22 protein-coding genes and 1 tRNA gene are annotated in these 26,223 nt (G+C 67.8%); 11 read left to right on the top strand and 12 right to left on the bottom strand.

Annotated features, from left to right (window positions below):
* Positions 1 to 42 precede the first annotated feature (42 nt).
* Positions 43 to 525, bottom strand: a complete 483-nt coding sequence (locus tag AC5P76_RS02585; RefSeq protein ID WP_053516805.1) for an FKBP-type peptidyl-prolyl cis-trans isomerase — start codon at positions 523 to 525, stop codon at positions 43 to 45.
* 111 nt (positions 526 to 636) lie between these two features.
* Between AC5P76_RS02585 and AC5P76_RS02580 the strand changes: the two genes are divergently transcribed.
* Both AC5P76_RS02580 and AC5P76_RS02575 read left to right on the top strand, forming a co-directional pair.
* Positions 637 to 1,176, top strand: a complete 540-nt coding sequence (locus AC5P76_RS02580; protein ID WP_053516860.1) for a C40 family peptidase — start codon at positions 637 to 639, stop codon at positions 1,174 to 1,176.
* Positions 1,177 to 1,307: 131 nt separating this feature from the next.
* Positions 1,308 to 2,081: a C40 family peptidase gene (locus tag AC5P76_RS02575; RefSeq protein WP_495205528.1), complete on the top strand. Its 774-nt coding sequence runs from the start codon at positions 1,308 to 1,310 to the stop codon at positions 2,079 to 2,081.
* A gap of 182 nt (positions 2,082 to 2,263) precedes the next feature.
* Here AC5P76_RS02575 and AC5P76_RS02570 read toward each other — a convergent pair whose 3' ends face one another.
* The gene (locus AC5P76_RS02570; RefSeq protein ID WP_065181834.1) at positions 2,264 to 3,598 is read right to left on the bottom strand and encodes a dicarboxylate/amino acid:cation symporter; all 1,335 of its coding nucleotides are present in this window, start codon (positions 3,596 to 3,598) and stop codon (positions 2,264 to 2,266) included.
* A gap of 154 nt (positions 3,599 to 3,752) precedes the next feature.
* On the opposite strand from AC5P76_RS02570, the gene AC5P76_RS02565 reads away from it, so the two are divergent.
* The 4 genes from AC5P76_RS02565 (at position 3,753) to AC5P76_RS02550 (ending at position 8,012) form a co-directional block, all read left to right on the top strand.
* On the top strand, positions 3,753 to 5,459 hold the full coding sequence (locus AC5P76_RS02565; RefSeq protein WP_053516800.1) for an alkaline phosphatase: 1,707 nt from the start codon (positions 3,753 to 3,755) through the stop codon (positions 5,457 to 5,459).
* A gap of 101 nt (positions 5,460 to 5,560) precedes the next feature.
* Positions 5,561 to 6,847 (top strand): tRNA lysidine(34) synthetase TilS, encoded by a 1,287-nt coding sequence (gene tilS / locus AC5P76_RS02560; RefSeq protein ID WP_197572518.1) that lies wholly within the window; start codon positions 5,561 to 5,563, stop codon positions 6,845 to 6,847.
* 36 nt (positions 6,848 to 6,883) lie between these two features.
* A complete protein-coding gene (locus AC5P76_RS02555) occupies positions 6,884 to 7,144 on the top strand; it encodes an exodeoxyribonuclease VII small subunit (RefSeq protein ID WP_065174877.1) in 261 nt (86 codons plus the stop codon).
* A complete protein-coding gene (locus AC5P76_RS02550; protein ID WP_053516794.1) occupies positions 7,134 to 8,012 on the top strand; it encodes a polyprenyl synthetase family protein in 879 nt (292 codons plus the stop codon). Before AC5P76_RS02555 ends, AC5P76_RS02550 begins: the two co-directional genes overlap by 11 nt.
* Positions 8,013 to 8,074: 62 nt before the next feature.
* Here the strand turns inward: AC5P76_RS02550 and AC5P76_RS02545 are convergent, their stop codons facing one another.
* The gene (locus AC5P76_RS02545; protein ID WP_053516791.1) at positions 8,075 to 8,449 is read right to left on the bottom strand and encodes a DUF4870 domain-containing protein; all 375 of its coding nucleotides are present in this window, start codon (positions 8,447 to 8,449) and stop codon (positions 8,075 to 8,077) included.
* Between the two features lie 87 nt (positions 8,450 to 8,536).
* Positions 8,537 to 9,904, bottom strand: coding sequence for a metalloprotease PmbA (gene pmbA, locus AC5P76_RS02540; protein WP_460255902.1), 1,368 nt, complete (start codon positions 9,902 to 9,904; stop codon positions 8,537 to 8,539).
* 67 nt (positions 9,905 to 9,971) lie between these two features.
* Here pmbA and yjgA point away from each other — a divergent pair, with 67 nt between their 5' ends.
* Complete coding sequence (gene yjgA / locus AC5P76_RS02535; RefSeq protein ID WP_065181832.1) at positions 9,972 to 10,562, top strand: ribosome biogenesis factor YjgA; 591 nt, start codon at positions 9,972 to 9,974, stop codon at positions 10,560 to 10,562.
* A 41-nt stretch (positions 10,563 to 10,603) separates the two neighbouring features.
* Here yjgA and tldD read toward each other — a convergent pair whose 3' ends face one another.
* Genes tldD through AC5P76_RS02515 form a run of 4 tightly spaced genes read right to left on the bottom strand, consistent with a single transcriptional unit; the run spans position 10,604 to position 18,083 of the window.
* Complete coding sequence (gene tldD / locus AC5P76_RS02530) at positions 10,604 to 12,049, bottom strand: metalloprotease TldD (RefSeq protein ID WP_065174873.1); 1,446 nt, start codon at positions 12,047 to 12,049, stop codon at positions 10,604 to 10,606.
* A 60-nt stretch (positions 12,050 to 12,109) separates the two neighbouring features.
* Complete coding sequence (locus AC5P76_RS02525) at positions 12,110 to 15,964, bottom strand: YhdP family protein (protein WP_180876092.1); 3,855 nt, start codon at positions 15,962 to 15,964, stop codon at positions 12,110 to 12,112.
* A 30-nt stretch (positions 15,965 to 15,994) separates the two neighbouring features.
* Positions 15,995 to 17,482: a ribonuclease G gene (gene rng / locus AC5P76_RS02520; protein ID WP_053516779.1), complete on the bottom strand. Its 1,488-nt coding sequence runs from the start codon at positions 17,480 to 17,482 to the stop codon at positions 15,995 to 15,997.
* Positions 17,475 to 18,083 (bottom strand): Maf family nucleotide pyrophosphatase, encoded by a 609-nt coding sequence (locus tag AC5P76_RS02515; RefSeq protein ID WP_065174871.1) that lies wholly within the window; start codon positions 18,081 to 18,083, stop codon positions 17,475 to 17,477. Before AC5P76_RS02515 ends, rng begins: the two co-directional genes overlap by 8 nt.
* Before the next feature lie 129 nt (positions 18,084 to 18,212).
* Between AC5P76_RS02515 and AC5P76_RS02510 the strand changes: the two genes are divergently transcribed.
* From AC5P76_RS02510 to AC5P76_RS02495, 4 genes are all read left to right on the top strand, one after another.
* Positions 18,213 to 18,947 (top strand): SIMPL domain-containing protein, encoded by a 735-nt coding sequence (locus AC5P76_RS02510; protein ID WP_053516775.1) that lies wholly within the window; start codon positions 18,213 to 18,215, stop codon positions 18,945 to 18,947.
* A gap of 254 nt (positions 18,948 to 19,201) precedes the next feature.
* Positions 19,202 to 19,852, top strand: a complete 651-nt coding sequence (locus AC5P76_RS02505; protein ID WP_460255903.1) for an energy transducer TonB — start codon at positions 19,202 to 19,204, stop codon at positions 19,850 to 19,852.
* A gap of 195 nt (positions 19,853 to 20,047) precedes the next feature.
* On the top strand, positions 20,048 to 22,855 hold the full coding sequence (locus tag AC5P76_RS02500) for a TonB-dependent receptor (RefSeq protein WP_065174869.1): 2,808 nt from the start codon (positions 20,048 to 20,050) through the stop codon (positions 22,853 to 22,855).
* Between the two features lie 129 nt (positions 22,856 to 22,984).
* Positions 22,985 to 24,409 (top strand): basic amino acid/polyamine antiporter, encoded by a 1,425-nt coding sequence (locus tag AC5P76_RS02495; protein WP_065174868.1) that lies wholly within the window; start codon positions 22,985 to 22,987, stop codon positions 24,407 to 24,409.
* A 44-nt stretch (positions 24,410 to 24,453) separates the two neighbouring features.
* On the opposite strand, the gene AC5P76_RS02490 is transcribed toward AC5P76_RS02495, so the two are convergent.
* The 4 genes from AC5P76_RS02490 to nadD form a co-directional block, all read right to left on the bottom strand.
* Positions 24,454 to 24,530, bottom strand: a tRNA-Asn gene (locus AC5P76_RS02490).
* A gap of 22 nt (positions 24,531 to 24,552) precedes the next feature.
* Positions 24,553 to 25,023, bottom strand: a complete 471-nt coding sequence (rlmH, locus tag AC5P76_RS02485) for a 23S rRNA (pseudouridine(1915)-N(3))-methyltransferase RlmH (protein ID WP_019662111.1) — start codon at positions 25,021 to 25,023, stop codon at positions 24,553 to 24,555.
* 64 nt (positions 25,024 to 25,087) lie between these two features.
* Positions 25,088 to 25,498: a ribosome silencing factor gene (gene rsfS, locus AC5P76_RS02480; protein ID WP_053520119.1), complete on the bottom strand. Its 411-nt coding sequence runs from the start codon at positions 25,496 to 25,498 to the stop codon at positions 25,088 to 25,090.
* Between the two features lie 58 nt (positions 25,499 to 25,556).
* Positions 25,557 to 26,222 carry a nicotinate-nucleotide adenylyltransferase gene (gene nadD / locus AC5P76_RS02475; protein ID WP_495222614.1) on the bottom strand — a complete coding sequence of 222 codons (666 nt, stop codon included), beginning with the start codon at positions 26,220 to 26,222 and terminating at the stop codon, positions 25,557 to 25,559.
* Between the last annotated feature and the right edge of the window lies 1 nt (position 26,223).

Raw genomic sequence — 26,223 nt, 5'->3', positions numbered from 1 at the left:
CCGCCGAAGCGGGCCGTTGCTGCCGTCACGATCGCAGGGCGATCAGTGCGCGTGACCGCCGTCGCCGTGAACGTGGCCGTGCTCGATCTCTTCCTTGCCGGCTTCGCGGACGTCGACGATTTCCACGTCGAAGTGCAGGTCCTTGCCGGCCATCGGATGGTTGAGATCGACGTCGACCACGCTCATGCCGACCTTCTGCACGGTCACCGCACGCGGGCCGAAGTTGGTCTGCAGCACGACCTGCTGGCCCGGCGCCAGCTTGGTATTGCCGAAGTGCTTCTTCGGCACGCGCTGGGACAGGCCTTCGCGGCGCTCGCCATAGGCGTCGGCCGCCGTGACGTCGACACTGAAGGTGGCGCCGGCTTCCTTGTCCATCATGGCGTTTTCCAGGCCCGGGATGATGTTGCCGTGACCGATCAGGATCGCCAGCGGCTCGCCGCGGTCCTTGGACGATTCGATCGGCTCCTGGCCGACTTCGGAAACGGTGTAGTGGAAGCGGACAACGCGGTCTTTTTCGATCTTCATGCGCGACTCTGTCTGGTTCTGCCGGAGGCAGACGGGTTGGGGCGGGTTGTCGCCCGGCGGGGACGCCGCCATCATGACGGCCAATCCAAGGTGGCGCATTATCCGGAGAACATGCACATCACGCCAGTTTCGTCCGGCCCGCGCCGGCTGTCCGTGCCCGCCCTGCTGCTGGTCCTGCCCCTGCTGCTGACCGCCTGCGGCGGCGGCAAGGCCACGCGGACGGCGGCGCCCCCGCCGTCGGCGCACTGGCCGGCGACCACCCCGGACAATCCCGAGGCCGCCAATTCAGTACTGATGCGTGCCATCAGCCTGGTCGGCACGCCCTACCGTTACGGCGGCAACACCCCCGAATCGGGCTTCGACTGCAGCGGCCTGGTCGCCTATGTCTACCGCGAGATGCTGGATCTGAAGCTGCCGCGCACCTCGCGCGACCTGGCCGCCGTACAGGGCCCGAGGATCGATCCGAAGCGTCTGGCCACGGGTGACCTGGTGTTCTTCGGCAGCCGCGGCAACGTCACCCATGTCGGCATCTATGTCGGCGAGGGGCGCTTCGTCCACGCCCCCAGCACCGGCGGCACGGTGCGCCTGGACTCGCTCAGCGGGCCCTACTGGAAGGACCACTACACAGGGGCCAAACGCGTCCTTCGCTAAAATGAACAGGCGACATGTTCAAAATTGAGAATTACGTCACAGTGGAAATAACGGTTTTATAACGGAATTTTTAACTTATCAGTGCTTTTACAGGGCATGATGCCCCATCGTTTTTTTTCTGTGACCGACGCGTGACGACTGACGACCTGACGTGCAAAGGCCAGACCGCCGCTTCCCCGTGTAGTGTCCGCCCTGTTCTTCTCGGCTTGGCACTGTGCCTGACCAGCCTCCCCGCCTGGTCGCAGACCGTTCCCTCACGCGCCGACGCTGCTCCGGTCCCGGCGACCGACAATGGCGTACGTGTGACGGGCAAGACCGACACCGCGGCCCCCCAGCGCAGCCGCACCGATGCAGCCGCCAGTGCCACGCTGGCCGCCCTGCTGCCGCACCTGGCCGCCAACGACACCATTCCGCTGATGGACCGCTCGGCCATGGTCGCCGGCGATCTGAGCCGCCTGCTCGCCAACTACGACACCAGCAGCGCTGCCAATGGCAGCGTTGTCGGCAGCGCCGCCGACAATGGCAAGGTGCAGTCGCTGCTGCGGCGGGCGATGACCCTGCTCGGCACCCCCTATCGCTGGGGTGGCAGCAATCCGGACAGCGGCTTCGACTGCAGCGGCCTGGTCGGCTACGTCTTCCGTTCGGCGCTGGGCATCGAACTGCCGCGCGTCTCCCGCGAGATGGCACACGACAACAACGCCGAGCTGATCAACGACCGTGCCGCCCTGGCCGCGGGTGACCTGGTGTTCTTCGGTCGCAAGGGCCGGGTCGACCACGTCGGCATCTATGTGGGTGACGGCCGCTTCCTGCATGCCCCGAGCGCAGGCAAGGATGTCCGGGTGGACACCCTGCTCAGCGGCTACTGGGGCAACAAGTTCATGCAGGCGCGCCGCGTCGAGCTCTGACGCCGCCTTTCCAGGCACCGCCTGATAGCTGAAAGCCGCTGCCCTGCAGCGGCTTTTTCGTTGCCCGCGGAATGCCTGGGATGCGTCTTCCCTTCCCTGGCCCGGCGGGCACGCCCCCAACGAAAAGGCCCGCCAGTCCGGCGGGCCTTCATCTCTCGCATGACAGGCCGCTGCGCGGCGTCTCAGCTGCGTGGCGGCGTAGGGTCCGGGTCATCCACGCCCACGTTGCTGGAGGGATTGTCGTACACCGACTGGTCGAGCAGGCCGGTCTCCTTGGCCACCAGCACCGGCACCAGCATCTGACCGGTCACGTTGGTCATGGTGCGCATCATGTCCAGGATACGGTCGATGGCATACAGGTAACCGATGGTCTCCAGCGGCAGATTGGCGGCACTGAGCACCACGGTGGCCATGATCACGGCCGTACCCGGCACACCGGCAGTACCGAAGCTGCCCAGCACCGAGGCGATCAGCACCACCACGTACTGCTCCGGCGTCAAAGGCACGCCGCTGTACTGGGCGATGAAGACCGCGCACAACGCGGGGTAGATCGCGCCGCAGCCGTCCATCTTGATGCTCGCACCCAGTGGCACCGCGAATGCACCGTAGTCCTTGTTGACGCCCAGGTTGTGGGTGATCGAACGCAGCGCCACCGGCATCGCGGCGAAGCTGGAGGAGCTGACGAAGGCGACCTGCATGCCTGGCGCCGCGCCGCGGAAGAACTTCAGCGGATTCAGCCCGTGCGCCAGCAGCAGCGCGCTGTAGACGACCACGATGTGCAACGCACAGGCCACGTACAGGGCCAGCACGAAATGCCCCAGCGGCAGCAGCTTTTCGAAACCGTAACTGCCCACCAGGCCGGCAATCAGGCCGAAGGTACCGATCGGGGTGACTTCCAGCACGAAGCGGGTCACCTGGATCATGATGTCGCTCATCTGGCCGACCAGCTTCCGCGCCTCGGTCACCTTCTCGCCCAGCTTGACGATGGCAAAGCCCACCAGGCCGGCGAAGAAGATCACCGGCAGGATCGAGCCCCTGCCAGCGGCCAGCACGGTCTCGCCGGCGGCATTGACGCGGGTGCCGATGCCGGACAGTGCATAGAAGACGTTGGCCGGCACCACATCCAGCAGCACCTGTACCACGCTGGGAACCTCGCGCGGTACATAGTTGCTGGCCATGGACAGCTGCAGGCCACCAGCACCGGGCTGCAGCACGGTGCCCACGCCCAGGCCCACGCACACCGCCAACGCCGCGGTAATCACGAACCACAGGAAGGTGCGGCCACTGAGCGCTGCAACCGACTTCTGGCCATGCAGTGACGAGATCGCGTTGATGACCGCGAAGAACACCAGCGGCACCGCGATCATCTTGATCAGGGTGACATACAGCTCACCGAGCGGACCGAACCACGTTTCCGCAGCGGGGCCGAGCGCCCAGCCGGCCAGCGCACCAAGCACGAAGCCGCCGACCACGCGCTGCCAGAATGGAATCCGCAGCCAGGCAGAGACCAGCGTCATAGGCAATCCAGAGGGGAAGGAAGGGATGCTGGCACGATAGCCCAAGGCGGCCCGCAGAACGACCGTCCGCCCGGCAAATCAGTGTGTCATCGGCGTGCCTTGCGAGGGCGGGCATAATGAACGTCCCGTTACAGTTTGTGAGATCCCAGCGTCCATGCGCCGTTCCGTCTCCCTGTTGGCCACGTGTGCCACCACCCTGCTGCTCGGCGCCTGCGCCAGCACCACCCCCGCTTCCGCGCCGGCAGGCCTGAAGGTCGCCGTCGAGCCGGTTGCACACCCGGCCGGCGAGACGCCGCAATGGTGGTACCGCAGCGGCGCCGCCCAGGCCGCCGCCAATGGCGCGATGGCCGGCAAGGCCCGGAATGTCATCCTGTTCCTCGGCGACGGCATGAGCCTGACCACCGTGGCCGCTGCGCGCATCTACGAAGGCCAGAAGAAGGGCGGATCGGGTGAAGAGAACCTGCTGTCCTGGGAACGCTTCCCCGCCACCGCGTTCAGCAAGACCTACAACACCGACTCGCAGACCCCTGATTCGGCGGGCACCATGACCGCCATCACCACCGGCGTGAAGACCCACATGGGCGCGATCGGTGTCAGCGCAGGCGCCCGCACCGATTGTGCCGACAGCCTGTCCAAGGGCCTGCTCACCTGGCTGCAGCTGGCCGACAGCGCCGGCCTGGCGACCGGCATCGTATCCACCGCGCGCCTGACCCATGCCACCCCGGCGGCCACCTACGCGCACTCGCCGGAGCGCAACTGGGAGAACGACACCGATCTGACCGAAGCGGCCAAGGCCGCCGGCTGCAAGGACATCGCCCAGCAGCTGCTGTCCACGTCGCGCTATGGCCGCGGCCCGCTGGTCGCGCTCGGCGGTGGTCGCGGTGAATTCACCACCGTGGAAGAGCGCGATCCGGAATACGACGACAAGGTCGGCCAGCGCCTGGATGGCCGCAGCCTGGTACAGGAATGGCAGCAGGCGCATCCGCAGGGTGCCTACGTGTGGAACAGCAGGCAGCTGGCCGCCGCCGCGAATGCGCCGGCCATCCTCGGCCTGTTCGAGCCGGACCACATGCGCTACGAATACGAGCGCCCACAGGATCCGGCCGGTGAGCCGAGCCTGGCCGAGCTGACCGCTGCTGCGATCACCAATCTGTCGCGCCATCAGGAAGGTTACGTGCTGATGATCGAAGGCGCCCGCATCGACCATGCCAACCACAGCGGCAATGCCTATCGCGCACTGACCGAAACCGTGGCGATGTCCGATGCGGTGCGGGTGGCGTCGGAAATGACGTCGGCCGACGACACGCTGATCATCGTCACCGCCGACCACTCGCACACCCTGAACTTCGTCGGCTACCCCGCACGCGGCAACCCGATCCTGGGCAAGGTGAAGGACAAGGGCGGTGAGGACGGCGCCGGCAAGCTGGACTACGCGCTGGACGGCAACGGCCAGCCTTACACCACCTTGAGCTACGCCAATGGACCGGGCCACACCGGCAGCACCAACCAGCAGCCGGCGGGCAGCAAGCGCTACCCGCACAACCCGAGCAGCTTCGAGCCGGCCAAGGGGCGTCCGGACCTGCATGATGTCGACACCGAGCATCCGGACTACATGCAGGAAGCGCTGGTGCCGATGAAGTCCGAATCGCATGGTGGCGAGGACGTCGGCATCTGGGCGCGCGGTCCCGGCAGCAAGGCGATCCGCGGCACGCTGGAGCAGAACACGATCTATCACATGATCGTGCAGGCAACGCCGGCGCTGCGCGATCGCCTGTGCCAGGCGGGCACCTGCGATGACAAGGGCGTACCGGTGCAGCTGCCGGCGCCCAAGGCCTTCGAACGCAGCGTCGACGGAAAGTAACGGCACGGCGGACGCAGTGTGCAGCCGGGCCATGCCCGGCTGCATCCCGCCCGTGAGTCGAAGGCGCGGCGCGACCCCGCCGATCACCCTACACTTCACCCGTGACTGCCTTCCCCGCCCTGGTTTCCCTCGATGCACCGCTGCTGGTCGGCTACAGCGGCGGCTTGGATTCGACCGTCCTGCTGCACTGGCTACGGCGCTGCACGCAGGCGGCCGGCGTGGGACTGCGCGCTGTACACGTACATCACGGGCTGCAGCCCGACGCCGATGCCTGGGTCCAGCATTGCCAGCAGCAGTGCGCGGCCCTGGGAATCGAACTGGTCGTACACCGCGTGCAGGTCGAGACCGGCACCGGTCTGGGCCTGGAGGGTGCAGCCCGGCAGGCGCGTCGCGCTGCTTTCGTCGCCTCTCTGCGCGACGGAGAGACGCTGGCCCTGGCCCAGCATCAGGACGATCAGGCTGAAACTTTCCTGCTGCGCGCGTTGCGCGGTTCCGGTGTTGATGGCCTGGCGGCAATGAGCAGGGACAGCATGCTCGCCGGCCACCGGCTGTGGCGGCCGCTGCTGCAGGTCCCGCGCGACGCTCTGCATGACTATGCGCGGGCCCACGATCTGCACTGGATCGAAGACCCCAGCAACGACGACGCGTACGCCGACCGCAACTTCCTGCGCCTGCAGGTGCTGCCGCTGCTGCGCCAGCGCTGGCCGCACGCCGCAGCGGCCCTGGCCGGCAGTGCCGATCATTGCGCGCGCACCCGTGGCCTTCTGCAGGAAGAGGACACCGAGCTGCTCGCGCACCTGGAAGCAGCCCCGCGCGTGCTGTCCTTGCAGCTGCTGCGGCAGGTCTCGCCGGAACGCGCCGCACGCGTCCTGCGCACCTGGGTGGCCAGCCATGGCGCGGCACCGCTGCCGGGGCGGGTGCTGCAGCAGATGCTCGAGGAAATGCTGCCCTCCGCTTGCGACCGGCAGGCGCAGGTGCGCTGGCAGGATCACGTCATCCAGCAATGGCGCGAGCATGCCTATCTGCTGCCGGCCGAGCTGCCTGCCCTGCCCCTGGACTGGCAGGAGGAGTGGGACGGCCGGGTGCCTCTGGCCTTGCCAGATGGCGGCCAGCTGCGCCTGCTGGGCGCCGCGATGTTCCAGCAGCCGATGCAGGTGCGTGCACGGCGTGGCGGCGAGCGCATCGTGCTGCCGGGACGCAGCCACGCACATGCCTTGAAGGACTGCCTGCAGCGTGAACATCTGGCCCCCTGGCGGCGCGCGCAGCTGCCGCTGCTGTTTGCTGACGGCAACCTGCTGGCCGCCGCCGATGTGGTGATCGCCGCACCGCTGCAGGCCTGGCTGCACGCTCACGACGCCCAGCTGCGGTGGCAGCCGGGTGGCTGGTGAATTGACCCCTGCGCGCGTGCCGTCCACACTTGCCGCATGGCCAAGAAGTCCCCCGAAAACGCCTCCCCTGTTGCCCAGTTCGAGCAGTCGCTCGAATCGCTGGAGCAGCTGGTGGAGCAGATGGAAACCGGCGAGCTGAGCCTGGAAGCGTCGCTCAGTGCTTACGAGCGTGGCGTGGGCCTGTACCGCCAGTGCCAGCAGGCGCTGGAGCAGGCCGAACTGCGCGTCCGGCTGCTCAGCGATCCGGCACAGCCCGATACGGCAGAACCCTTCGATCCGCCCAGCCATGACGGCTGAGGCGGCGTTCGCGCGCTGGCGCGACCGGATCGAAAGCCTGCTCGATGCCGCCCTGCCCTCGCCGGCCGATGCACCGCAGCGGCTGCACCAGGCCATGCGCCATTCCGTCCTCGGCGGTGGCAAGCGCATGCGTCCGCTGCTGGTCTATGCCACTGGCCAGTTGTTCGGCGCTCAACCGGAAAGGCTCGACGCGGCCGCGATGGCGGTGGAACTGATCCATGCCTATTCGCTGGTGCACGACGACCTGCCGGCAATGGACGACGATGCCCTGCGCCGTGGCAAACCCACCACCCACATCGCCTTCGACGAAGCCACCGCGATCCTGGCCGGCGACGCCCTGCAGACCCGCGCCTTCAGCCTGCTGGCCGAGGCACCACTGCCGGCAACACTGCGCGTGGACTGCCTGCAGGCGCTGGCACACGCCTCCGGTGCCGCCGGCATGTGCGGCGGCCAGGCGCTGGATATCGATGCCACCGGACAGCAGCAGTCGCTGGCCGCGCTGACCCGGATGCATGCGCTCAAGACCGGCGCGCTGATCCGTGCCGCGGTACGCATGGGCGCATTGTGCGGCGATGCGCCAGAGCCGCAGCGGGTGCAGCTGGACGCATTCGCCGATGCACTCGGCCTGGCGTTCCAGGTCCGCGATGACATCCTCGATGTCGAAGCCAGCTCCGAGCAGCTGGGCAAGACGGCAGGCAAGGACCAGGCGCAGGACAAGAGTACCTTCCCCGCCCTGCTCGGCATGGAGGGAGCGAAGGCGCAGCTGCGCGAACTGGCGGCCCGCATGCAGGCTGCTCTGGCGGGCTACCACGAAGAGGCCGATGCGCTGCGCGCGCTGGCCAGGCTTGCGGTGGAGCGCGATCACTGACGTGGTGCGCAACGAAAACGCCCGGCAATGCCGGGCGTTTTCATGTCCGCATGCAGCCGGTCTTACTTGATCAGGCGCAATGCGAACGGGTAGCGATAGGCTTCGCCGTTGTTGGCCTTGACCGCGGCAATGATGCAGAACACCAAGCTGACCAGTCCGACGATCGGCATCAGGATCGCGCCGATGACCACGATGGTCAGGATGATGCAGACCACCATCGCGATGGCCACGGTGATCTGGAAGTTCAGCGCTTCCTTGGCCTGGTCGGTGACGAAGGACTTGCCGGCGTCGTCCTTGTTGATCAGCCAGATGATCAGCGCGCCGATGAAGCCGGTGAAGATGCCCAGCAGGTGCGCGGCCAGGGCCATGGTGCGCTGGTCTGCCGGGACATCGGCGGTGACCGGCGGCGGCGGCGGGACGTTATCGAATTCACTCACGACAAAACTCCTTTTCATTGGGTGGTCTTGACCCACCGGCATCAGGCCGGTTGCGTCAGGCGGCCATAGCTTACGCCATCGACGCCATCAATCATTACCGGCGATGGTCATCCGCCCCACCAGGATCGAACCGGTCCGGATGTGCGAGCGCGGATCGACATCGCTGCCCACCGCTTCGATCGCCATGAACATCTCGCGCAGGTTGCCGGCAATGGTGATGCCGTCCACCGGGTACTGGATCTCCCCGTTCTCGACACGGAAGCCACCGGCCCCCCGCGAGTAGTCACCGGTCACACCATTGACACCCTGCCCCATCAGCTCGGTCACCAGCAGGCCGCTGCCCATCTGCCGGGCGATGTCTTCCAGCGGCCCGGCGTTGGCCGCCAGCTGCAGGTTGTGCACGCCGCCGGCATTGGCCGTGGTCTGCAGGCCCAGCTTGCGGGCCGAGTAACTGCCCAGTACGTAGCGCTGCAGCACGCCATCGCGGACCAGTGGCGACGCGCGGGTCGCCACGCCATCGCCGTCGAAGGCAGCCGAGCGCAGGCCGCGGCGCAGGTGCGGCAGCTCGTCGATCTGCATCCAGTCCGGGAACAGTCGCTGCCCGGCGCTGTCCAGCAGGAAGCTGGCCTGGCGGTAAAGCGCGCCACCGGACACGGCCGACAGCAGATGGCCCACCAGACTGCGCGCCACTTCCGGGGCGAACAGCACCGGCATGCTGCCCGTAGCCAGCGAGCGCGGTTGCAGGCGGGCGACGGTACGCGCGGCGGCCTGGCGGCCGACCTGGGCCGGATCTTCCAGGTCCTGCCTGGCCAGCGCACTGGTGTACCAGCCGTCGCGCTGCATGCCATCGCCTTGGCCGGCAATCAGCGCACAACCGATCGAATGGTGGGTGCCGCGCTCACGGCCAATGAAACCGTGCGAATTGGCGTACACCGACAGGCTCTGCGAGGTGGACACCGCCGCGCCATCGGAGTTGCGGATCTGCGCGTCGGCCTCGCGCCCGGCGGCCTCGCAGGCCAGCGCCAGGTCCACCGCCTCGTCAGCCTGCAGGGCCCAGGGATGCCAGCCGTCCAGGTCGGGAAAGTCCTTGGCCATCAGGCCGGCATCGGCCAGTCCGGCGGCCGGATCATCCTCGGTGTGGCGGGCGATCGCGCAGGCCTGCTCCACGGTGGCCGACAGGCTGGCCTCGTTCAGGTCGCCGGTGCTGGCGCTGCCCTTGCGCTGGCCGAAGTACACGGTCACGGCAATGCCGCGGTCGCGGGTGGACTGTACGGTTTCCACTTCGCCCAGGCGCACATTGACCTCCAGGCCGCGGTCCTCGCTGCAGCTGACCTCGGCTTGGCTGGCCCCCAGCGCACGGGCACGCTCGAGCAGCTGCTGGGAAAGGTCGGCCAGCCGTTCCAGGCGGGCCGGGCTGTCGTCGCCGACAACCACTTCAGGGGCGATCACGTTCAATGCTTTATCCTGTACAGGTTGGGCCCGGCATCACGCCGGGCGACTTTTTTGAAAGCAGGTGTGGACGATGCGCGGACGCGACGAAGAAACCGGTGAATTCCTTGACAAGAGCCGCAAGCAGAAGCGCGGCGAAGCCCTGGAAGTCCTGGCCCTGGGTGAGAAGCTGGTGTCGCTGACCCCGGCCCAGCTGGCGCGCCTGCCGATTCCGGAGGATCTGCTGCCGCATATCGCCGAGTGCAAGCGCATCACGGCCCACATCGCCCACAAGCGGCAGCTGGCGTTCCTGGCCAAGCACATGCGCCGCGAGGAAGACGAAACCCTGGAGGCGATCCGCGATGCGCTGGACGCCAACAGCGAAACCTCGCGCCGCGAAGTGGCGATGATGCACCGCGTGGAAGACTGGCGCGAGCGCCTGCTGGACGACGGCGACAAGGCGCTGGCCGCGCTGCTGGACGAGTATCCGCAGGCGGATCGCCAGCAGCTGCGCACGCTGGTGCGCAACGCCCAGGCCGAGAAGGCGAAGAACAAGCCGCCGCGCGCCTACCGCGAGATCTACCAGGTGCTGCGCGGGCTGATGCTGCCGGCCGCGCTTGGCCTGAAGGTCGCCACCGACGACGACACCGGCGCCGATCTGGACGACGCGACCGACGAGGACTGAGTCCCCGCCGGCCGGGGCGCTGGCCGGGGCCGTTGCCATGTTCAGGCCTGGGTGCCGCCGACGGTCAGGCCCTCGATCAGCAGCGAGGGCTGGCCGACACCCACCGGCACGCTCTGCCCGTCCTTGCCGCAGATGCCCACGCCCTCGTCCAGGGCCAGGTCGTTGCCGACCATGCGCACCTTCTGCATGGTTTCCGGGCCGTTGCCGATCAGGGTCGCGCCCTTCACCGGCGTGGTGATGCGGCCATCCTCGATCAGATAGGCCTCGGTGGCCGAGAACACATACTTGCCACTGGTGATGTCGACCTGGCCACCGCCGAAGTTGACCGCGTACAGCCCCTTCTTCACCGAGCGGATCATCTCCTGCGGATCGTGCTGGCCGGCGCGCATGTAGGTATTGGTCATCCGCGGCATGGTCAGGTGCGCGAACGACTCGCGGCGCGCGTTGCCGGTCGGTGCCATGCCCATCAACCGTGCATTGAGGCTGTCCTGCATGTAGCCGACCAGGATGCCGTCCTCGATCAAGGTCGTGCACTGGGTCGGATGGCCCTCATCATCGACGTTCAGCGAGCCGCGACGGCCGTCCAGGGTGCCGTCATCGACGATCGTCACCCCCGGGGCCGCCACGCGCTCGCCGATGCGACCGGCGTAGACGCTGGTGCCCTTGCGGTTGAAGTCGCCCTCCAGCCCATGGCCGACCGCTTCATGCAGCAGCACGCCAGGCCAGCCCGGGCCGAGCACCACCGGCATCACACCGGCCGGCGCCGGCACCGCGTCCAGGTTCACCAGCGCCTGGCGCAGCGCCTCGCGGGCGAACGCTTCCGGCCGGCCATCGGCGAACAGTTCTTCGTAGCCATAACGGCCACCACCGCCGGCATAACCGGACTCGCGGCGACCGTTCTGCTCGACGATCACCTGCACGTTCAAGCGCACCAGGGGGCGGACGTCGGCACCCAGAACGCCGTCGCTGCGCGCGATGAGCACGGTGTCAACGCCACCGGACAGGCTGACCATCACCTGCTTCACCCGCGGATCGGCGGCACGCAGATAGCCATCCAGGCGCTTGAGCACTTCAACCTTGGCCTCGTTGCCGAGCCCATCGATCGGATCCAGCGCCGGATACAGCGCGCGTGCATTGCCGCGCAGCAGCGAGCGGCCCGCCTGGGCACCGCCCTCGCGCGAAATCGCGCGTGCCGACTGCGCCGCCGCCAGCAGCGCATCGGCATGGATGTCATCGGAATAGGCGAAGCCGGTTTTCTCGCCGGCAATGGCACGCACGCCGACCCCCTGCTCGATGGAATGGGCACCGTCCTTGACGATGCCGTCTTCCACGCTCCAGCTCTCACGCCGGGCGTGCTGGAAATAGAGGTCGCCGAAATCGACACCGGGGCCGAGCAGCTGGCCGAAGGTGCGCTCCAGTCCAGCGGTATCCAGGCCGCCGGGGCGCAGCAGGCGGTCTTGGGCAAGCGTCAGGGCGATATCAGTCATGGCTCTCGATCTGGGGATGCAGGGGCACTCAGGCAAGCCCCGGGGAATGGGAGGCCGCGCTCAGCGCGACCGCGGCAGGTCGGTCACGGCCGGTGGAAGGGTCGGCGCAGGTGCGGGAGCCGGCGGGGTCCGTTCGCGGCTGCGTTCGATCACCTCCACCTTCGGCTCCTTCCAGGGACCGGTCACCTTGTAGGTACGGGCGCCGATCTCACCCAGCGGCTTGGACAGCACCGCATTGGTCGCCGCCCCCAGCGCCGCCCCGACCGGGCCACCGGCCACTGCGCCGACCACGGTCAGCAGATTGCCGGCACGCGGATTGACGTCGATGGTCTGGTCGAACTGCTGCTGGCGCAGGTCGGCCTGACCGCGGATGGTGATGTTCGCCGCAGGCCCTTCGATCAGCACCTTGTCGGTGCGGGCCACGCCCTGGCCGAACTGCAGGCTGCCCTCGATCTGATTGAACGCGAAGCCCTTGGAGAAGAAATCACGGAAGTCGAACATCAGCCGCCGCGGCAGCTGGGCCACGCTGAGCAGACCCAGCACGCGACCGGCACCGGGGTCCAGTTCCAGCAGCTGACCGTTGCGCGCATGGATATCCAGCTGGCCCTGCAGATTGCCCAGCTGGAAGTCCGACGGCCCGCCATTCCACGACGCCTGCAGCTGCGCCTGGCCGGCGCCGCCACGCAGTTGGCCACCGTAGTCGAGATTCTGCATCAGCGCGCCGAGATCCTCGCTGCGCACCTGCGCGTTCAGCTCGGTGCGGGCGCCGCTGCTGCTGCCCAGCCAGCGGCCGGTGATATCGATCTCCTGGTCGGGCGCGCGGAAGCGCAGGGTCTGCACCTCCAGGCCGTTGCCCCGCGGGCGGGTGCGCAGCACGGCCTGGCCGAGCGCCACCTTGCCGAACTTCAGGTCGGCGATGTCCAGCGCGAACGGCGGCAGTCTGGCCGGATCCATGTCGTTGGCGCCGGCCTGCACCCGGGCCGGTGCCGCTGGCGCACCGGACGCGGCCGGCGGTGACTGCCAGTACACCCGGTCGAGCTGGCCGCTGATGGTGCCGCCCTCGGCATTGGGCACGCTCAGGCGGCCAGCCAGCGAAGGGCCGTCCAAGCGCACATCCAGCGCCTGCGCGCCCGGGCGCAGTTGCAGGCGGGTCTGCTCGAACACCCCTCCGATCAGCATCAAGCGGCCGACCTGCACGTCGATCGCCCGCAACGGCATCGGATCGCCGTCGCCGTCTCCGCCGCGGGCCAGGCCGATCCACTCCAACGCGTCCAGGGTCGGGCTGTGACCGTTGACCGCCAGCCCGCTGGAAGGCGGCTCGCGGTCGACCTGGCCGCTGCCGAGGGTCACCTGCACGCCGGTCTGATTGTTATGGCTGCGCGCGGCCAGGGCCAGGCGCTGGCCAAACGCCACGTCGATACGGCCATCCCCCATCGGCAGCTGCGCAGTCACGGTGGTGGCCAGTGGCTCGTCGGCGGGCTTGTCCAGCGGGGCGGGAAGATCCAGGCGCGTGCCTGCCAGATCCGAGCGCAGGCGCAGTTCGCTGGGAGGAGCGGGCGCGCCTGGCGCGACCTTCGGCAGGTTGACGGCGATGGTCCAGGGCGAGGTACCGGTGATGTAGGGCTTGAGCCAGGCCATTTCCGGCGCGCGGTCAATCAGCACGCCTGCATCAAGGCGCGCCGAAAGCTCCGACTCGAAGGCCAGCTTCGGGTCACGCACGAACCCACCCGCGCGCAGGCTCAGTTGGCCGTCCTGGCCCAGATGGCGCACCGCCAGTTGCTCGGCGGCAAAACCACCGTTGCCGTAGCGGGCCAACCCACGCATGTTGTCGAATTCCAGCGCGAAGCGCTTCTCCACCAGCTTCACGCCGGCCAGATCGACCGTGCCCTGCAGGTGCCCCCCCCCTTCGTCGGCATGCAGCGGCTTCAGCAGGTCGAAGGTCACCTGCGCCGGCCCGGTGGCGGTCAGGTTGTCCAGCGTCTCGCCGTATTCCTGGTGCAACGGGCTTTGCCGCAGCAGCGCCAGCAGCTTTCCGGCTTCGCTGCGGGTATCGGCACGCACGTACAGCGGCTGCTGGCCGAAATCCTTGATGCCGGCCTCGAAGTGCTGCACCGGCACGCCTGCCAGGTCACCGCGCCCCTGCATGTGGAAGCCAGGACCGATGAAGGCGATGTCGGCGTCAACCTGGCTCATCAGCGGCCAGTCGCGCTGGAAGCGGATGTCGCCGCGGGTGATATGGCCGGTGGCCTCGAACCGCCCGTCGTTGTTGTCGAAGGGCCAGTCGTCGAGGTCACCGGTGACCAGGCCGATACCATCACGCACCTGGCCGCCGGCCAGCGCCATGTCCAGCCAGTCGGTGGCACCCTTGCTCATCCTGGAATGGATCCAGAAGCGCTTGGCGGCCGTCATCGGTACATCGTCCAGCTTGGCCGCCAGCTGCAGCCACGGACGCGTGCCATTGCCCTGGAACCAGACACCACCGCGCAGATCGGCTGCGTAATCCGTGCCTTCCACACGCAGGGCGGCCGTGCCGATGCGCCAGCCGCCGCCTTCGTCGCGCCACCCCACCACCTGGCCTGCCAGGTGCAGGTCATGGCGCACGCCGAAGCCGGTTGGCCAATCGAACTGAAGCTCGCGCTGCGGCTGCAGCTGCAGGCGGAAGCCATCGGCGTCGCCTTCGAAATGGCCGCCCAGCCCACGCAAGCCAGGTGCGTCACCGACGCTGGCAAAACCCAGCGACTGCAGCTCGCCCTGGGCCCACAGCGGACCGTTGCGCTTGCCGGCCAGCTGCAGTTCCCGCAGATCCAGCTGCGGCTTTGACAGGAACAGCCAGCGCCGCAGGCCAGGGTCCAGGCGGTCACTCAGCGCCAGCGCACGCAGCGCGGTGCCGGCCTGCACCGCCCCGCTGCGGATGCCCAGTTGCGTGCCGACCTGCAGTTGCAGTCCATCAAGCTGCTGCGCGCCGGTGTCGTCCACCAGCCGCAGGCGCGGTACCTGCATCGCCCATCCGTCCGCCTGCCGCTGCCAGCGCAGCAGCGCCTGCATGCGCTGCAACTGCAGCCGCGGCACTGCCAGCCCCGGCATCGGTGCGCCGTCGATGCGCAGATCCCGCAGATCCGAATCGGTGGTCAGCGCCACGGGGACGAAATCGCGCAGGGTCAGCCACACATTGAGTTCGCCGCGTCCTTCACGCAGGCGCACGCCGCCGGCCGCCAGCAACGGCGACCAGGCGCGGAAATCGATGGGATCGGCGCCCAGCCATGCCTCGCCGTCGCCACGCACACGGTCCACATCCAGCACGGCGGTCAGCGGCAGTGCGTCGGTCTGGGCCCAGGCCCGCACGCCTACCCGCAGGCGGTCGCCATTGACGCGCAGGCGCAGATCGACGCGCGGCAATACGGTGTCGATGCCGAGTGCCGGGGCCTGCACGCCCAGCCGGCCGCCGATCACCTGCAGCTCGCCCAGCCGGCGCAGCGCCTCCAGCGGGTCACCACCGCTGCTGGGCTGCGGCAGGCCACGCACCGACCAGCGACCGTCCTCGCTCTGCTGCAGATCCAGGGCCAGGCCGCGCAGACGCAGCTCGGTCAAGGAACGGCCCGGCAGCAGGCCGCTGTACATCGACACCAGGATTTCAGCCTCGCCGACCGCCAGGCCCTGCCCGGCGCCGATGCGCAGGCCCTTCAGCTGCAGCAGCGGGCCACGACGGGTCCACGCCGTGTCCAGCTGGTCGAAACGGACCGGCTGGCCTGCGCGCTCGCTCAACCAGGCGGCGATCCTGTCGGGGTGTCGCTCGGCCAGCGGCAGCAGCTGGCTGAAGGTGCCCACCAGCAGCGCCAGCCCGACCAGGGCCACCGCACAGGCAGCAATGAGATGACGGCGGATCCTTCGCAGTCGCAGGCGCGGCGGCGCGCTCATCGGCCGCCGCCGACCTTCGGCCGGCGTGGATCAGAGCAGCACAACATCGAACTGCTCCTGCAGGTACTGCTCATCCGCCTGGAAGCGGATGCTCTTGCCGAGGAACTCTTCCAGCTCGGCCACCGCCGCGGATTCCTCATCGGTGATGCGCGCCACCACCTTGGTCGACGCGATCACCAGCAGGCGCGCGGCATCGAACTGGCGCACCGCGCGGGTGATCTCGCGGAAGATCTCGTAGGTGACCGTTTCGGTGGTCTTGATGGTGCCGCGACCGCTGCACTGCGGGCAGGTCTCCGACAGCTGGCGCTCCAGGCTTTCGACCGTGCGCTTGCGGGTCATCTCCACCAGGCCCAGCGGCGAGAAGTCGTAGACCGTGGTCTTGGCATGGTCCCGCGCCAGCGCCTTTTCCAGGGTTCGCAGCACCTGGCGGCGGTGCTCGGCATCGTCCATGTCGATGAAGTCGATGATGATGATGCCGCCGAGATTGCGCAGCCGCAGCTGCCTGGCCACGGCCTGCGCCGCCTCCAGGTTGGTGCGGAACACCGTCTCCTCCAGGTTGCGCTGGCCGAGGAACGACCCGGTGTTGACGTCGATGGTGGTCATCGCTTCGGTCTGGTCGATCACCAGGTAGCCACCGGACTTCAGCGGCACCTGCTTGTCCAGCGCGCGGCCGATCTCGTCCTCCACGCCGAACATGTCGAAGATCGGGCGATCGCCGGAGTACAGCTCCAGCTTCTCGGCCAGCACCGGCATGTACTTGGCCACGAAAGCCTGCAGCTGCGCGAACGTTTCCTTGGAATCGACCTTCACCTTGTCCACGTCCTTGCGGATCAGGTCGCGCACCGAACGCAGCGGCAGGCTCAGGTCTTCATAGATCACGCTGCAGGGGGTGGCGTCGCGGCCGCGGCGCTCCACCACGTTCCAGACCCGCGACAGATAGGCGATGTCCTCGGCGATGGCTTCGGCCGGCTGCCCTTCGGCGTTGGTGCGCACGATGTAGCCGTAGCCGCCGTGCTGTGCCGACAACTCGGTCACCAGCGCCTTCAGGCGCGCGCGCTCCGCCTCGTCCTCGATGCGCGCGGAGACGCCCACCACTTTCGATTGCGGCAGCAGCACCATGTAGCGCGACGGGATGCTGATCTGCGTGGTCAGCCGCGCGCCCTTGGTCCCGATGGGATCCTTCACCACCTGCACCACGATGTCCTGGCCGTCGCGCAGCAGCTCGACGATCGGCACGCTGGCCGGTGGTGGCAGGGTGGTGTTCTCGGTGTCGGCACTGGCCACCGGCGCTGGCCGCACCACGTCGTTGGCATGCAGGAACGCAGCGCGCTCAAGGCCGACCTCGACGAAGGCGGCCTGCATGCCCGGCATCACCCGCTGCACCTTGCCCTTGTAGATGTTGCCGACCACACCCCGGCGCCAGCCGCGCTCGATGTGCAGTTCCTGCAGCATGCCATTCTCGATCACCGCGACCCGGGTCTCGCGTGGGGTCACATTGACCAGGATTTCCTCAGACATCTGCAGCCTCCCTGGCGGCGTTGGCAATGGGAGCCGGCACGCCGCAGCGCGCCAGCAGACGATCGGTGTGCAGCAGCGGCAGCCCCATCACACCGGAGTAGCTGCCGGACAGGTGTTCGATCCAGCGCTCGGCCCCACCCTGGATGGCGTAGGCCCCGGCCTTGTCCAGCGGCTCACCGGTGGCCACATAGGCGGCGATGTCGGCGGCGCCGATCGCAGCGAACGTGACCTCGGACACCACCAGTTCGCTGTCCAGCCCGGCCGCGCCGACCACCACCACGGCCGTCATCACCTGGTGCGTGCGTCCGGCCAGGCGCGTCAGCATTGCCCGGGCATCGGCGGCATCGACCGGCTTGCCGAACACCTCGCCATCAAGCACGACCTCGGTATCCGAGCCCAGCACCCGTGCGTCCGGGTCATCGGCCAGCACCCGGGCCAACCCGGCGCGCGCCTTGTCGGCCGCAACCCGGCAGACGTACTGTTCGGCGCTTTCACTGGGCGCGCGCTGCTCGACAACCTCCAGGTCAAGCGCCTGGAAGGGGCGTCCGAGTCGGGCCAGCAGCTGGTTGCGTCGGGGGGAGCGGGAAGCAAGATAGAGCATCGGCACAGCATAACCTGAGGCCGCCGCCTGAATCGTCGGCAACCTGCTCCCGCGTGCCTTCAACCCCGAACGGACTCACAGCGCGTTCATCGCTACGACACCACCCTCACGCCACAACAAGGAGATCCCATGCGCCTGACCGCCTCCCCGCTGCTGCTTGCCCTGTCCCTCGCCCTTGGAGCCTCGATGTCCGCCCATGCCGCCCCGCCGCCGCCGATCGCCGCCCCGGCCGAGGGCACCCTGCTGAACATTTCGGCCAACGCCGAAGCGACCCGTGTGCCGGATGTGGCCACCCTGTCGGCCGGCGTGGTCACCCAGGCCGCCGACGGCAACAGCGCCATGCGCCAGAATGCGCAGCAGATGGACAAGGTGCTGGCCGCGATCAAGGCGGCCGGCATCGCCGAGCGCGATGTGCAGACCAGCGGCGTCAGCCTCAACCCGCAGTACCGCTATGCCGACAACGAAGCGCCGAAGATCACCGGCTACCAGGCCAGCAATACCGTCAGCCTGAAGGTCCGCGACATCGCCAAGCTGGGCCGGGTGCTCGATGCGCTGGCCGCCCAGGGCGCCAACCAGATCAACGGCCCCAGCTTCGAGATCGACCAGCCGGAGCCGGTCTATGACGAAGCCCGCTTGGCCGCGCTGAAGAAGGCACAGGCGCGCGCCCAGACCTATGCCAAGTCGCTGGGCCTGCAGGTGCGCCGCATCGTCAGCATCTCTGAAAACAGCAACGGCGGCTTCCGCCCGGTGCCGATGATGCGGGCACAGATGGCCTCGGCCGCCATGGACAAGGCCACGCCGGTCGCGCCGGGCGAATCCACCGTTTCGGTCAACCTGGACGTGGTGTTCGAGCTGGGTCGCTGACGACCCGGCACGGCGGGGGCACTGTCCGCCGGACAGCGCCCTGCCCTGATCTGCTGCCCACGGGGCCGGATGCCTTTCCAGCGGAAAGGTCTCCGGCCCCGTTGCGTAGATGAAGGCCAGTTCAACATCGCCTGACATGCCTCTAGGCAATGGCGGCCACGACGCGCTAATGCTTGGCTGCCAGCCGCGTGCGGCAAACCCCGATGGCGGCCCTGGTGCGTTGACGTCTTTCGACACTGGCACGGAGGTGGACCATGGTTCGTACGTATCCCGTTGCATCCGCGCACTTCGACCCCGCCCGCATCGCCGCCTGGAGCGCGGCCATCGCACTGCATCTGCTGGCGTTGCTGCTGCTGCTCATCCCCGCCACCTACCAGGCGGTACAGGCCCCGCGTGACACGACCACGGTCCGCTGGATCGAAAAGGTCGAGACACCGGAACCTCCGCCGATCCTGCCCACCGAACCCGAACAGGTGAAGGTCGCCTCCCGCTCCCAGGCGGTGCCGACCGCACCGGCGCTGCCAGCCCCCACCGCAACGGTCGAAGACGCGCCGGGCATCGTCCTGCCGGCCGCCGAACCGACCGCCGTGATGGCGCCGCCGACGATGGCGGCAGCTACGCCGCTGGCGGGAGCCCAGCTGCAGTACCGCAGTGCGCCGCCCCCGGCCTATCCCATCCCCGCGCTGCGCAACCGCGAACAGGGCACGGTCCTGCTGCGCGTGGAAGTGGACAGCAACGGCCAGCCTGTTGCGGTCAGCATCGAACGCAGCAGCGGTTCGCGCAGCCTGGACCAGGCCGCACGCCAACAGGTGCTGCGCCACTGGCGGTTTGAGCCCGCCCAGCATGACGGCGTGGCGGTGCCTGCCATCGGCATGGTGCCGGTGCAGTTCTCGCTGCCCGACTGACCGCTGCACCGGCCCGGCCCCAGGCCGGGCCGGAATCCGCGACCGGGTTTGCGAATCCGCACACCGCCCGTCCGCGCGCTGCCGATTAAGCAAAATTTCACGACTCCGTCACCTGCCGGAAACCTAGATTGGCCCGTCCCGGACCTGATCCGGCGACAGCCCTCAACGCAAGGTTTTCCAGTTAGGAGAGAAGCTGTGAAACACCCGATCCATCGGCCCGCCAGCCGCCGTGACACCCTGGCATCGTCCATCACTCACATCCTTACCGGCAGCACCCTGCTGCTGGCCGGCGCCGTGGTTTCCTCCTCCGCCTTCGCCCAGGAGCAGGCCACCAATCTCGACCGCATCACGGTCACCGGCTCGAACATCCCGCGCACCAATACCGAGACACCGTCCCCGGTGCAGGTGGTGACCCGCCAGGAGATCGACCGCACCGGCAAGACCACGGTCGCCGAATACCTGCAGACCCTGACCGCCGACGGTTCCGGCTCGATTCCCAAGACCTTCGGCAACGGCTTTGCCGGCGGCGGCGCCGGTATCTCCCTGCGTGGCCTCGGCGCCGGCTCGACGCTGGTGCTGTTGAATGGCCGCCGCATGGCCACCTACGGCCTGGCTGACGATGGCCAGAAGGTCTTCACCGATCTGAGCACCATTCCGCTGGATGCGGTGGAGCGCGTGGAAGTTCTGAAGGACGGCGCATCGGCGATCTATGGCTCCGACGCCATCGCCGGCGTGGTCAACATCATCCTGCGCAGCGATTTCCAGGGCGCGATCCTGCGCGGTTCCTACGGCGTCTCCGGCGACGGCGACGGCGATGCCAAGAAGGCGACGCTGACCGCAGGCACCGGCGACCTGGCCACCGATGGCTGGAACGCATTCTTCAGCCTGGACGTCGGCAAGACCGACGCGATCAAGATCGGCGATCGCAAGAACCGCAAGTGGATCGGCACCGGTGACATCCGTCGCTGGGGGTATTCCGCCGCCGACGCGCAGTTCCTGGGCGGTGCCTACCTGTCCGGTGGTACTGCCGGTGGCGTGGGCCCGAACGGCTCGGTGTTCGACGACCGCAATGTCGACGACGACAATCCCGCGTTCCTGGTGGCGCTGCCGGGCTGTGCCAATCTGACCAGCATTCCCGGCCAGACCGATGCGACCGCACAGCAGCAGGGCTGCCTGTGGGATCCGGCGCAGAAGTTCCGTGACCTGAGCCCGGAAGAGAAGTACATCAACGTGTTCGGACGTGCCAGCTTCGCCTTCGGCGAAGGCGGCGAGATCTACACCGAGATCGGCTACTCGAAGAAGGAAACCACCTTCAGCAACACGCCCTCGGGCGTGTCCGGCGGCTGGGGCTACCCGGAAGGACCGGTCAACGCCAACAGCGGTTCCGGTGCCACCGTGCTCGGCCCGGATCATCCGGACAACCCGATTCCCGGCCAGGCCTCGCGCCTGCGCTATTCGGCCTGGGACGTTGGTCCGCGCGTGACCAACAACACCAACGAGTTCAACCGCTTCCTGGTGGGCGTCAAGGGCAACTGGGGCGACTGGAACTATGACACCGCCTACCTGCACTCCGGCACCGACCTGATCAACCGTCGTACCGGCTTCCTGCACTACGACAACGTCCGCTGTGCACTGGCCAACCCGAACTGTGCCGGTGGCGTATGGCGCATCGGCGACAACGCCAACCTCAACTCGCAGGCGCTGTACGATTTCATCTCGCCGGAGATCAGTGCACGCGCCAAGTCCAGCCTGGACATGTTCGACTTCACCGTGTCGCGCAGCCTGATGGACCTCAAGGGTGGCCCGCTCGGCCTGGCGATGGGCACCGAGTGGCGCAAGACCAGCAACAGCCTGACCCCGCAGACGTTCACCGACACCGGCGACATCATCGGCCTGGGCTACTCGGCCTATGACGGTACCCAGAACGTGTACGCCGGATACGTCGAACTGTCCGCGCCGGTGCTGGAACAGCTGGAGCTGTCCGGTGCACTGCGCTACGACAAGTACGAGAGCGGTGAAGGCAAGGCGACGCCGAAGCTGGGCGTGAAGTGGACCCCGGCCGACTGGATCGCGCTGCGCGCCAGCTACGCCGAAGGTTTCCGCGCGCCGAACCCGGCCGAGAACGGCGACGGTGGCCTGGCCGCCTTCTCCAACGCCCGCGACCCGGTGCGCTGCGCCATCAGTGAAGCCGAATGCACCGCACGCTCGGTGGCGATCATCACCCGCCCCAACAGCGACCTGAAGCCGGAGGAATCCAAGAGCTATTCGGTGGGTATCGTGCTGCAGCCGACCTCCTCCACCTCGATGACGGTGGATGCGTGGCAGATCAAGCGCACCAACGAAATCGCCCAGGGCAGCACCGCCGACGCCATTGCCGCCGGCAACGTCCTGCGCGACACCAACCTGCTCAACGGCATTGCCGGCACCGGCAGCATCCTGGCGGTCAACACGCAGTACATCAACGCCGCTTCCACCCGCGTGCGCGGTATCGACACCGATATCCGCCAGACCTTCGATATCGGTCCGGGCCAGCTGGAAATGGATCTGCAGTGGAGCCATGTGCTGAAGTTCGAGCGCACCGATGCTGACGTGACGGTCGACTACGCCGGCACCCACGGCAACTGCGACGTCACCAACTGCATCGGCACGCCCAAGGACCGCATCAACTTCGGCACCACCTGGAGGCAGGGCCCGTGGAGTGTCAGCGGCGTCGCCAACTACATCAGCAAGCTGGAGAACAAGGACCGCCGTGGCGGCGACTACCTGGCGTTCTACGAGGATGGCTCGCCGGTCGAGAAGATCTCCTCGTTCACCACCTTCGACCTGTCCGGCCGTTGGAACATCACCGAAGCCTTTGAACTGAACGCATCGGTGCAGAACGTGTTTGATCGCATCGCACCGCTCGATCCGACCACCTATGGCGGCGTGAACTACAACCCGCTGCACTTCAGCGGAGCCATCGGCCGCTACTTCACGGTCGGTGCCAAGTACACCTTCAACTGATCGTCGCTGCAGCATCACCTTCGGAGGCCCGGGCACATGCCCGGGCCTCCGTCGTTGCAGATGTTGCATGCGGCTTCACGGCACTGCCGCTACTGTGCCCCTGCGGCCGCGCTGCCGCAGGGGAGATTCATGGCTGCGACCTCACAACGGCTGGGCCTGGCTGCACTGACCGCTCTGGTGGTCGGCTCGATGGTCGGCGCCGGCATCTTTTCCCTGCCACAGAACGTGGCGCGCAGCGCCGGTCCGGCCGCCGCGATCATCGGCTGGGCGGTGAGTGGCGCCGGCATGCTGATGCTCGCCTTCGTGTTCCAGGCCCTGGCCAACCGCCGGCCGGACCTCGATACCGGCATCTACGCGTATGCGCGGGAAGGCTTCGGCAACTACATCGGCTTCTCCGCGGCATGGGGCTACTGGGTTGCCTCGGTACTCGGCAACGCAAGCTTCTTCGTGCTGATCTTCAGTGGCCTCGGCCACTTCATGCCGGTGTTCGGTGAAGGCAATACGCCGGCAGCGGTGGCTGCCTCGTCGCTGTTGCTATGGACCGTGCACCTGCTGGTGCTGCGCGGACTGCGCACTGCCGCCATCGTCAACGGCCTAGTCACGGTGGCCAAGCTGCTGCCCATTGCGTTGTTCCTCATCCTGGCCGCCGGCGCGTTCCGCATGGACGTGTTCGGCGCCGATTTCCTGGGTACGCCCGCACTTGGCGACCTCGGCCAGCAGCTGCGCGGCATGATGCTGGTGACCGTATGGGTGTTCATCGGCATCGAAGGCGCCAGCATCTATTCCCGGCGCGCTGCGCGTCGTGCCGATGTAGGGCGCGCGACCGTGATCGGCTTTCTCGGCGTATGGCTGCTGCTGGTCCTGGTGAGCCTGTTGTCGATGGGCGTGCTGTCGCAGGCCGAGCTGGCTGCCCTGCCCAATCCATCGATGGCCTACGTGCTGCGCGCCATCGTCGGCGAATGGGGCGCGACCGTGATCATCATCGGTTCGATCATCTCGGTGCTTGGCGCCCTGCTGGCCTGGGTACTGCTGTGCGCCGAGGTGCTGTATGCGGCTGCCGGCGACGGCACCATGCCCGCGTTCCTTGGCCGCGAGAATGCGCGCGGCGTGCCGGCCAATGCGCTCTGGCTGAGCAACGGCCTGATCCAGTTGTTCCTGCTGCTGGTGCTGGTGAATTCCGGCAGCTATACCGGCCTGGTACTGCTGGCTGCATCGATGAGCCTTGTGCCCTATTTCCTGTCCACGGCATTCGGCGTGCAGCTGGCCTGGCGTGGTCAGGCCTATGCGGGCGGCGAAGCAGGAATCCGCTGGCGCGACTTCAGCGTCGCGCTGCTGGCAAGCGCATACGCGCTGTGGCTTGTGTATGCCGGTGGCCTGCACAACCTGCTGCTGTCGGTGCTGTTGTATGTACCGGGCGTAGCGCTGTTCGCGCTGACCCGTCGCCAGCGTGGCGAACAGGTGTTCACGCCTTGGGAGTGGGTGCTGTTCGGCGCCATCCTGGCCGTTGCGATCGCCACACTGGTGGCGTTCTGGCGAGGAGCGCTGACTCTGTAGAGCAAAAAAAAAAACCTGCATCTCGCGATGCAGGTTTCTGAAAGTGGCGCCCGAAGTTGGACTCGAACCAACGACCCCCTGATTAACAGTCAAGTGCTCTAACCGGCTGAGCTATTCGGGCAGACGAACAGTATAACGGCTCTTCACGCGCGATGGTAGGGGTGATTTGCAATCATTGCGGCGGCCCGGTACAGCTGTTCCGCCACGACCAGCCGCACCAGCATGTGCGGCAGCGTGAGCGGACCAATCGACCACTTCTCGTCGGCCAGTGCCGAAACTTCGGGCGAATGCCCCTCGGGACCGCCGATCAGGAACGCCAGGTCCCTGCCCTGTCCCCGCCAATGCTCCAGGCGCTGCGCCAGCTGTTCGGAACTGAGCTGGCGGCCGGGCACATCCAGCGCCACGACGTAGGCATTCTTCGGCAGCGCGGCGATCACCCGCCGGCCCTCGTCCTCGGTGGCACGGCGTGGATCGCGGCCTTTGCCGCGCAGGCCGGGCTCGATCTCGACCAGCTCGAACGGCAGCCAGTGCGAGAGCCGCTTCTGGTACTCGGCGAACCCCTGCGCGACCCAACTGGGTGCGCGTTCACCGGTGGCGATCAGGCGGGCTTTCATCAGCGCTCCTCGAAAACGTCGACGGCGCCATCGGCGCCGTCGAAGGGATGCATCAACGTGCGGCTCAGGCCACTTCGTCGTCGCTGGACGGCGGCTGGTCACCGACCGTCCACAGGCGCTCGAGGGCGTAGAACTCACGCACGCGCGGCAGCATCACGTGGACGATCACGTCGCCCAGATCGACCAGTACCCACTCGGCTTCGCGCTCGCCCTCAACCCCGAGCGGCATCACGTCGATCTTCTTGGCGAAGCGCACGACCTCGTCGGCGATCGACTTGACGTGGCGGGTCGAAGTACCCGAGACGATCACCAGGTAATCGGCAACGCTGGACCGGCCGCGCACGTCGATCTCGACCAGGTCCTTGGCCTTCAGGTCTTCGGTGGCTTGACGGACACTGGCCAGCAGTTCCGGCACGGACGGCGGCGGGCTGGGCAGATCGACCTTGATGGTCTGGGGCTGGGTCTGGTTGCTCAAAGTGGATCGACTCGATAAACGTGGGGGCGATTATACGGGGATGGCGCGGTCGCGGCATTCACGGTGTTGCCGGATAGTACAGCCGCTGCGCGGCCACGTAGTCGGCCACCGCCGGCGGCAGCAGGGCACGCCAGGGCCCTGCCGCGGCGATCTGCGCGCGCACGGCGCTGGCCGATTCCCCGCGCAACGGATGGTGCAGGCGCAGGATGCGGCCGGCCGGACTGGCAAACAGGTCCTGTTCGCTGTCGGCCCACCGCCCTTCCAGGACACGGCCGAGCTCGCCGTCGACCGAGGCCTGCAGTGGACTGCCCGGCCGCTCCGCCACCACGAAGTGGGCCAGGCCGAACAGCGCCTCCCACTCATGCCAGCCGGGCAGGCCCAGCAGGCTGTCGGCGCCGACCAGCCAGGCCAGGGGCCGGCTGGGACCGAGCTCGCCGCGCAGTTCGCGCAGGGTATCGACGGTGTAGGACGGGCGACCGGGAAAGCGCGCGGCCCGATCCAGTTCGTGCCGGTCCAGCAGCAGCCCCGGCTCGTCGCCGATGGCCAGCGACAGCATCGTGCAGCGCTGTTCGGCGGTCGCGCCGGGAACCGGGCGGTGCGGTGGATCGGCCGCCGGCAGCATCCGCACCGCGACCTGCAGCTCATCGCGCGCGGCGCGCGCGATCGCCAGGTGCCCCAGGTGCACCGGATCGAAGGTGCCCCCGTAATAGACCCGCAGGCTCATC

This window comes from Stenotrophomonas sp. YJH_SMC_36, from assembly GCF_059369935.1.
This window is presented reverse-complemented; position numbering and strand designations above follow the sequence as displayed.

Bases quoted from the DNA above. Each gene is read 5' to 3' on its own strand.
- AC5P76_RS02585 (WP_053516805.1), bottom strand. From the start codon at position 525: ATGAAGATCGAAAAAGACCGCGTTGTCCGCTTCCACTACACCGTTTCC.
- AC5P76_RS02580 (WP_053516860.1), top strand. From the start codon at position 637: ATGCACATCACGCCAGTTTCGTCCGGCCCGCGCCGGCTGTCCGTGCCC.
- AC5P76_RS02570 (WP_065181834.1), bottom strand. From the start codon at position 3,598: ATGACGCTGGTCTCTGCCTGGCTGCGGATTCCATTCTGGCAGCGCGTG.
- AC5P76_RS02565 (WP_053516800.1), top strand. From the start codon at position 3,753: ATGCGCCGTTCCGTCTCCCTGTTGGCCACGTGTGCCACCACCCTGCTG.
- AC5P76_RS02555 (WP_065174877.1), top strand. From the start codon at position 6,884: ATGGCCAAGAAGTCCCCCGAAAACGCCTCCCCTGTTGCCCAGTTCGAG.
- AC5P76_RS02550 (WP_053516794.1), top strand. From the start codon at position 7,134: ATGACGGCTGAGGCGGCGTTCGCGCGCTGGCGCGACCGGATCGAAAGC.
- yjgA (WP_065181832.1), top strand. From the start codon at position 9,972: ATGCGCGGACGCGACGAAGAAACCGGTGAATTCCTTGACAAGAGCCGC.
- tldD (WP_065174873.1), bottom strand. From the start codon at position 12,049: ATGACTGATATCGCCCTGACGCTTGCCCAAGACCGCCTGCTGCGCCCC.
- AC5P76_RS02525 (WP_180876092.1), bottom strand. From the start codon at position 15,964: ATGAGCGCGCCGCCGCGCCTGCGACTGCGAAGGATCCGCCGTCATCTC.
- rng (WP_053516779.1), bottom strand. From the start codon at position 17,482: ATGTCTGAGGAAATCCTGGTCAATGTGACCCCACGCGAGACCCGGGTC.
- AC5P76_RS02515 (WP_065174871.1), bottom strand. From the start codon at position 18,083: ATGCTCTATCTTGCTTCCCGCTCCCCCCGACGCAACCAGCTGCTGGCC.
- AC5P76_RS02510 (WP_053516775.1), top strand. From the start codon at position 18,213: ATGCGCCTGACCGCCTCCCCGCTGCTGCTTGCCCTGTCCCTCGCCCTT.
- AC5P76_RS02505 (WP_460255903.1), top strand. From the start codon at position 19,202: ATGGTTCGTACGTATCCCGTTGCATCCGCGCACTTCGACCCCGCCCGC.
- AC5P76_RS02495 (WP_065174868.1), top strand. From the start codon at position 22,985: ATGGCTGCGACCTCACAACGGCTGGGCCTGGCTGCACTGACCGCTCTG.
- rlmH (WP_019662111.1), bottom strand. From the start codon at position 25,023: ATGAAAGCCCGCCTGATCGCCACCGGTGAACGCGCACCCAGTTGGGTC.
- nadD (WP_495222614.1), bottom strand. From the start codon at position 26,222: ATGAGCCTGCGGGTCTATTACGGGGGCACCTTCGATCCGGTGCACCTG.